The organism is Streptomyces sp. PU-14G, from assembly GCF_041028275.1.
Taxonomy (GTDB): Bacteria; Actinomycetota; Actinomycetes; order Streptomycetales; family Streptomycetaceae; genus Streptomyces.
In genome coordinates this window covers 1-6,648 of record NZ_JASKYT010000386.1, presented here as the reverse complement: position 1 = coordinate 6,648, position 6,648 = coordinate 1, and the positions used below count along the sequence as shown (strand labels likewise).

General features: G+C 74.1%; 6 protein-coding genes and 1 pseudogene. 4 read left to right on the top strand and 3 right to left on the bottom strand.

Annotated elements, in window-relative coordinates:
• Positions 1-372 (bottom strand): annotated as a pseudogene (locus AB8Z75_RS29510) (MFS transporter); the annotation flags it as partial.
• A 286-nt stretch (positions 373-658) separates the two neighbouring features.
• Between AB8Z75_RS29510 and AB8Z75_RS29505 the strand changes: the two are divergent.
• Entirely contained in the window at positions 659-1,213 is a 555-nt protein-coding gene (locus tag AB8Z75_RS29505; protein WP_369207301.1) for a sugar O-acetyltransferase, read from the top strand.
• A 48-nt stretch (positions 1,214-1,261) separates the two neighbouring features.
• Here the strand turns inward: AB8Z75_RS29505 and AB8Z75_RS29500 are convergent, their stop codons facing one another.
• Positions 1,262-2,095: an SDR family oxidoreductase gene (locus tag AB8Z75_RS29500; RefSeq protein WP_369207299.1), complete on the bottom strand. Its 834-nt coding sequence runs from the start codon at positions 2,093-2,095 to the stop codon at positions 1,262-1,264.
• Between the two features lie 221 nt (positions 2,096-2,316).
• Here AB8Z75_RS29500 and AB8Z75_RS29495 point away from each other — a divergent pair, with 221 nt between their 5' ends.
• From AB8Z75_RS29495 to AB8Z75_RS29485, 3 genes are all read left to right on the top strand, one after another.
• Positions 2,317-2,733 carry a DUF2267 domain-containing protein gene (locus AB8Z75_RS29495; RefSeq protein ID WP_369207297.1) on the top strand — a complete coding sequence of 139 codons (417 nt, stop codon included), beginning with the start codon at positions 2,317-2,319 and terminating at the stop codon, positions 2,731-2,733.
• 54 nt (positions 2,734-2,787) lie between these two features.
• Positions 2,788-3,111 carry a DUF2795 domain-containing protein gene (locus AB8Z75_RS29490; RefSeq protein WP_369207295.1) on the top strand — a complete coding sequence of 108 codons (324 nt, stop codon included), beginning with the start codon at positions 2,788-2,790 and terminating at the stop codon, positions 3,109-3,111.
• A 69-nt stretch (positions 3,112-3,180) separates the two neighbouring features.
• On the top strand, positions 3,181-3,687 hold the full coding sequence (locus AB8Z75_RS29485) for a hypothetical protein (RefSeq protein ID WP_369207293.1): 507 nt from the start codon (positions 3,181-3,183) through the stop codon (positions 3,685-3,687).
• Between the two features lie 133 nt (positions 3,688-3,820).
• Here the strand turns inward: AB8Z75_RS29485 and AB8Z75_RS29480 are convergent, their stop codons facing one another.
• Positions 3,821-5,275: an NAD(P)-binding domain-containing protein gene (locus AB8Z75_RS29480; RefSeq protein WP_369207303.1), complete on the bottom strand. Its 1,455-nt coding sequence runs from the start codon at positions 5,273-5,275 to the stop codon at positions 3,821-3,823.
• Positions 5,276-6,648 lie beyond the last annotated feature (1,373 nt).

Below are 6,648 nucleotides of genomic sequence, written 5' to 3'. Positions count from 1 at the left end.
CACGGCCCAGCCACACCGTCGAGAAGTCGCCGGAGAAGGCCGCCAGCAGGGCGCCCGCCACCGCGAACACCTTCGCGATCAGCAGCGGTGGTACCCGGCCGACGCGGCTGGCTGGCCAGCCGCCGACGGGGTTGAAGATGATCGCGAGCTCCGTGCTGACGGCGACGGCACGGAGATCTGGGTGCTGGACAGGTGCATCTGGTCCGTCATGGGACCGAGGCCCGCGCTCAGCGCCGCGTTGGCGTACGCGTCGAGGAACAGGCCGCCGAAGGCGAGATACCAGGACAGCCGCGCGCGCCCCGCCACGTTTTTGAGCCCGTCGATGAGCGCGACGATGTCGGCGACGCCTCTGACGCTCGGAGGTTGTGCCATCTTTCCGCCTTTTCAGGAGGACCTGTCCGATGGCACATCGCGAGGAAGCAGACACAGCTGGGCCACCGACAGGTGGTCTGTGTCTGTGCCTGCCAAAGAACTACGGCGAAGCCGTAGGAGAGTCCGTCCAGGACGGGTCTTACGCGGAGAAGTTAAGAACGCAAGATGTGTTTACGTCAAGAGTTGCCGGAAGATTTCCGGGGCTTTTCCGCGCCCGTCGCCGAACAGGTCTGCAAGAGTGTCCCTCGCACGGAACCGACCTGCTCACCGCACCGGAAGGACCTTTGTGGGCGAGAACAAGGAGCGCATGCTGGCGGGGGAGTGGTACCTCCCCGACGACGAGGAGCTGCGGGCGGCGACCGAGCGGCGTGCCGAGCTGTGCGCGGCCTACAACGCCGCGGACACCGCGCCGGCCGCCGAGCGCCGCAAGATACTCGACGAGCTGGTCGGCGAGCTCGGTGAGAACGTGGCCATCCGGCCGCCGTTCTACTGCGACTACGGCACCTATCTGTCCATCGGCGCCCACACCTTCATCAACTTCGGCGCCGTCTTCCTGGACGCCGCGCCCATCACCATCGGGCGCGACGCGCAGATCGGCCCCAACGTCCAGCTGCTGACCCCCACCCACGAGCTGGACACCGAACGGCGGCGGGCCGGCTGGGAGAAGGGCATGCCCATCACCCTCGGCGACAACGTGTGGCTCGGCGGCGGCGTCATCGTCTGCCCCGGGGTCACGATCGGCGCCGACACCGTCGTCGGAGCCGGCTCTGTGGTCGTGGGCGACCTGCCCGCTGGGGTCCTGGCCGTCGGCAACCCGGCCCGCGTCGTGCGCGAGCTGTGACCGGTTCTCGACCCTGACACCCCGGCCCCGGCCCGGGCCCGCCACCGCTCAGGGGCGGCGCCAGGAGTCGTCGGGCAGGTGGGAGCCCGCCTGCGGGCCCATCCGCAGCATGCCGCCGTCCACCGCCCACGACGCGCCGGTCACGTACGCCGCCTGGTCACCGGCCAGGAAGGCGATCACGTCGGCGACCTCGCGGGCGTCGCCGGGGCGCCCCAGCGGCACCCCGGGGCGCTGTGCCGCGTGCACGTCCGCGTCCTCCTGGCCGGTCATGGGCGTGGCGATCTCTCCGGGGGCCACGGCGTTGACGCGGATGCCGTGTTCGGCCAGCTCCAGCGCCATCACCTGCGTGAGCAGCCCCAGCCCTCCCTTGGCGGCGCAGTACGGCGCCGCACCGACCCTGGGCTGGTGCTCGTGCACGCTGGTGACGTTCACGACGGCTCCGCCGTCGCCCTGTCCGATCATGCGGCGGGCGGCGCGCTGCGAGCAGAGGAAAGGCCCGAGCAGGTCCACCTCCAGCACCTCGCGCACCGAGCCGAGGTCGAGGTCGAGGAACGGGGTGGCGGTGCCGGTCCCGGCGTTGTTGACGAGCACGTCGATCCTGCCGAGCTCGTCCGCGAGCCGGTCCACGACCTCGGCCGCGTCCGGCAGGCGCGTCAGATCCAGGTGCCGTACCGCCGCGCGGCGGCCCGTCCGGTGGCGGACCTCCGCCGCCGTCTCCTCGGCGCCTTCCCTGTCGGTGTTCCAGGTGACGCCGACGTCCAGGCCCTCCTGCGCCAGGCGCAGCGCGCTCGCCCGTCCGATGCCGGAGTCGGAGCCGGTGACGACCGCGACCCGGGCGCGGTCACCGCCCCCGGCACGTCCTGCGGAAACTTCGGTGGACACTCCCGATCTCCTTCCCCGGCGGGCTGCGGCCCGGCGGTGCGCGGCGTGCCGGGCGCCATGCCGCCGGGTCACCACCTGCCTGCTCGGTAAACGGCCGTACGGCACGCGTGAGGGCCGCGGCGAGGGGGTCCGCGGCCGATGTGCGCCCCGTGCGAGCGGCGCGCATGCTGGAAAGCGACGCGCGTTGGACCGCTTGAGTGACGTGAGTGAGGTGAACGGCTATGCAGCACGACGAGTTCATCGGCCAGGTGCAGGCGCGGGCCCACCTGAACAGCAGAGGAGCGGCGGAGGCCGGCACGCGGGCCACCTTGGAGACGCTGGCCGAGCGCATCCCGGCGCCGATGGCGGAGAAGCTCGCCGCGCAGCTCCCCACCGAGCTGGGAGAGCACCTGCGCAGAGTGGAGTTCGCACCCGACGAACCCGTCACCGGCGTGCGCATGGACCGCCACGAGTTCTTCGACCGCGTGGCGCGGCGGGCCAGGACCGACCCGCCCAAGGCCGTCCACGAGGCCCGCACGGTCGTCGAACTGCTGGAGGAGGCCACGCAGGGCGCGCTGACCGAACGCATCCGGCAGTCACTCGACGAGGAACTCGCCTCCGTCCTGTTCTCGGGCAGCACCGGCACCGCCGGCAGCTGAGCCGGGCCGCGAGGACGGCCGGCGAAGAGTCGGCTCAGAAAGGCAGCGAGCAGCATGAGCACTGCGCACACCACCGTCGACGAGGTGCTGGCCGCGCTCGGCGACGTGGATTTCCCGGCGGACAAGGACAAGCTGATGCGGGCGGCGGCGGAATCCGGCGCCTCGGGGGAGGTCCGTGTCGCACTGCGCGGCATCCCACCCGAGGAGTACGCCAACCGCGAGGAGGTGGCGCGCTCCGTCCGCGTGGACCCCGACTCGGACCTCGACCTCAGCCCCGCACAACGCGCCGAGCAGGCCAGGCAGGGCGGTAAGCACGGGCAGTCGCAGCACCTGCGCGAGGCGCCCAAACCGCCGGTGGAGGACGAACTCGACCGCTGACGAGGTACCCGGCACCACGGACCGCGACACGGCAGCCCGGCACCCACCAGAACCCGAGGGAGGACCCTCATGGTGCGCAAGAAGGTCGAAGGCGACGAGGAGCAGCGGCGCGCCGCGGCACACAAGGCCCACCGCGACGAGGAACCGCCCAGCGCCCGCAGCGTGACCACGGGAGCGTCCAAGCAGCGCGCCCACCGCGCGGGCCCGTCCGCGCGGCAGGACGAGGAGACGCCGGCCCAGCGCCAGGGCAAGCAGGGCCACAGCGCGGAGGCGCCCAGCCCCGCGCCCCGCGGCGGGGTCGGTCCCGCGGAGCCGCGCAGCCCGTACCAGGGGCGGGGCAGGCCCGGCTACTCGCAGGAGCACGAACGTGTCTTCCGCGCCCTGGTCACCGCGGAGGAGCAGCACGACGGCGAGTCGGTCACGCTGGAGGACATCTCGCGGGAGGCGGCGATGCCCCGCGACCGCACCCGCACGATGATGCACGATCTGGTGACCGCGCATCATCTCGCCACCGAGCTGCAGAGCACGGACACCCCGGACGTCGACTCGCGCTACGAGAGCAAACCGGGGCGCTGAGCCGGAGGAGGCCCGGGCGGTCGGCCGGGCGGGCGGAGGCCGGGGGCGGCGGTTTTCCGGACCACAGGGACCGGAGAACCGCCCCGGTGTCACTCCGCCCACGGCCCGGTGTCACTCCGCCCGCGGCCCGGTGTCACTCCGCCCGGTCGCCGCCCTTCCGCGCATCCACCGCCTCCGCCGCGTCCTTCGACCCGCTGACCGGCGCGGGCAGCCGCCCCGTGCCGCCCCCGGAAGCGCTCGGGGCCTCGGCCGCGGGCCGGGCGTGGCGCTGCGTGCTGAGCGGCCCGCGCGCCACGGGCGCTTCCCGCTCCCGCGTGTCGGGGAAGGCCGGCACCCCGGAGACGGACGTCGCCGTCGACGACTCCGCCCTGTGCCGCAGCACCCCCTCCACCAGGCGTGGCGCGGTGAAAGCCGCACCGTGCACGAAACGCATCGCGGGCCCGAACGACGGAGCCGTCAGCAGCCCGGCGAAGAACAGACCCGGGCACGAGGACTGGAAGCGCGTGTCGAGCCAGGGCGCGTCGCCCGTGCCGACCCGGCGCAGCCCCTCGCGCAGCGAGGAGTCGAGCATGCCCAGCCGGGACAGGTCGGGGGCGAACCCGGTGGCTGCCACCACGTGGTCGGTCTCCAGGGTGTGTGCGGTCCCGTCCGCCGCCGCCAGCCACAGCCGCACCCGTTCACCCAGCACGCCGCCGACCCGGCGGACACCCGGCGCTGTCCGGTCGGCAGCCGTGATCGTGTGGCCCAGGAGCGCCGGCACGGCCGTCTCGAAGCGCTCCCGCAGCCACCAGGCGCCCGCAGGCCCGAGCGCGTTGCGGGCGATGTGCAGCCGGGTGGAGGCGGGCAGCCGCCGCACCGCGGACGGCAGCCGGGACCACACCCAGCTGGGCCAGCCGGTGCCCAGCGCGCTGTGCGGGTCGCGCAGAGCCGTGAGCCGCCCGCGCGCCAGCGGCTGCGGAGGCGCGTTCCAGTCGATGCGGGGCGCCCGCGCGACGACCCGCACGCGCGCACCCTCCTCCGCCAGCAGCGCCGACGTCTCCAGCGCGGCCTGCCCTGCGCCGACCACGGTCACGTCCTTGCCCGCGAACCTGCTCAGATCGCGGTGGTGGGTGCTGTGGGTGACCAGCTCGGTGGGAAGGCCGCCGAGCGCGGGTGGCCGCTGGGCGAACGGCAGCACGCCGACGGCGAGGACGACGGCGCGTGCCATCATCCGCTCGCCCTGCGCCGTCTCCAGCACGAACCCCTCGACGCACGGGATCACGCGTGTCACGGTCTGTTCGTCGGCGGGCGGCGCCGCGTTCCGGCCGAACCAGGTGCCGTACTCGGTGAAGGTGTCCAGCGGCAGCGGGCTCCCGTGCGCGACCTCGATACCGCGTTCGGCGCAGTAGGTGGTGAGGGTGTGGGCGCCCGAGGGGTCGGACAGCGCGGAGGCGCCGGGCTCCGACTTGAGGAACATGCCGCGCGGCATGTGGTCCCGCCAGGACGCCATCGGTCTGCCCAGCACCCGCAGGTTGAGCCCGGCGGCTGCGGCGTGCGAGGCGACGGACAGTCCGTAGGGGCCTGCGCCCACCACGACGAGGTCGTACATGGGTTTCCTTCTCTCTGTGCGGCGTTGCGAGGTCTGAGGCTGTGGGCTGACGAGTTGCGGGCGGGGCTGTGGGGTCACGAGCTGCGGGCTGCCACCCCCGCGCAGACCCGCGCGCAGACCCCCGCGCAGTCCCTCGCGCAGGCAGCGCCCCAGCCAGCCCGCCGCCATGGCGGCGAAGGGCAGCGGATCGTCGGCGGCGAACCAGGCGCGTTCCACAGGTCCGCGCGCCGACCGTGCGCCCGTAGGGCCGGAGCGCGTACCCGCGGCCCGGCCCAGCAGGGTGGAGAGGGCGGCGTAGTTCTCCACGACGTAGGTGCGCCCCGGGCCGCCGCGCGCCGCCGGCACCGTACGGCCGGTCAGGTGCAGATGCTGGGCGCGGACCACGTCCACGCCGTTGTCGTCCGTGAAGAGGCGGAACTGGGCACCCGGCCTGGGGTTGAAGTCCACCAGGTGGTGGACGCCGGTGCCCGGGTCGAGCCGGAAATCCAGGTCGAGGATGCCGCGGTAGTCCAGTTGGGCCGCCAGCCGCGCCGCCGCCTGCTCCACGGACGGATTGGGCAGCCAGGTGCCGACCGCCGTCAGACCGGTGCGCGGGGGCCACGAGCGCTCCTTGCGCCCCGCACCGCAGGCCAGGAACCGGCCGCCCTCGGCCGCGTACCCGTGGAAGAACCAGTCGGCCCCCGGGCCGTCAGGCAGCCTGCGTTGCAGCAGTAGCGCACTGCCGGCCTCGGCGCTCCGCGCGAACAGCCGCGCCGCTTCCCCGGGCGTACGGACCAGCGTGGTGCTGCGCAGCCCGGGCGGCAGCAGCCAGGGGCGGCTCCACTTGGCCACCACGGGCAGCCCCAGGGCCCCCGCCTCGCGGGCCGCCTCCGCCGCGCTGCCGGGCAGCACGGTGCGCGGGTGCGGAACGCGGGCGCGCGCGCAGAGGGCGGCCAGCTCGGCCTTGTCGGCCAGCATGGCGGGCAGTTCAGGCGCGACGGACGGCAGCAGATAGTGCCCGGCGAGCCCGGCGGCGAGGCGGGCGACGGCGATCGCCCCCTGATCGTCGAGCGGCACGAGGACCGCGGGCCGACCGATCGCACGGGCCGTCCCGAGCAGTGCCCGCTCCAGCTCGCCGTCCGGCGGTGCCCCGGCGGCGCCGGAAGGCGGCCACCGTGCCGGCGTGTGGAGCCGGTGCAGGTAGCGGGTCCTGCCCACCGGGCCGGGTGCCGCGCCGAGCAGTGCGTGCACCTCCACACCGGCGCGCCCCAGCGATCTGGCGGCGCCCAGCGTGCCGTGGTGGTACGGGTTCGGGTCGAGTCTCAGCAGCAGCGCTGGCACGTCCGTGGCGAACGACGGCATGAGGGGCATGTCCTTCAGACGCGGGGCGGGTG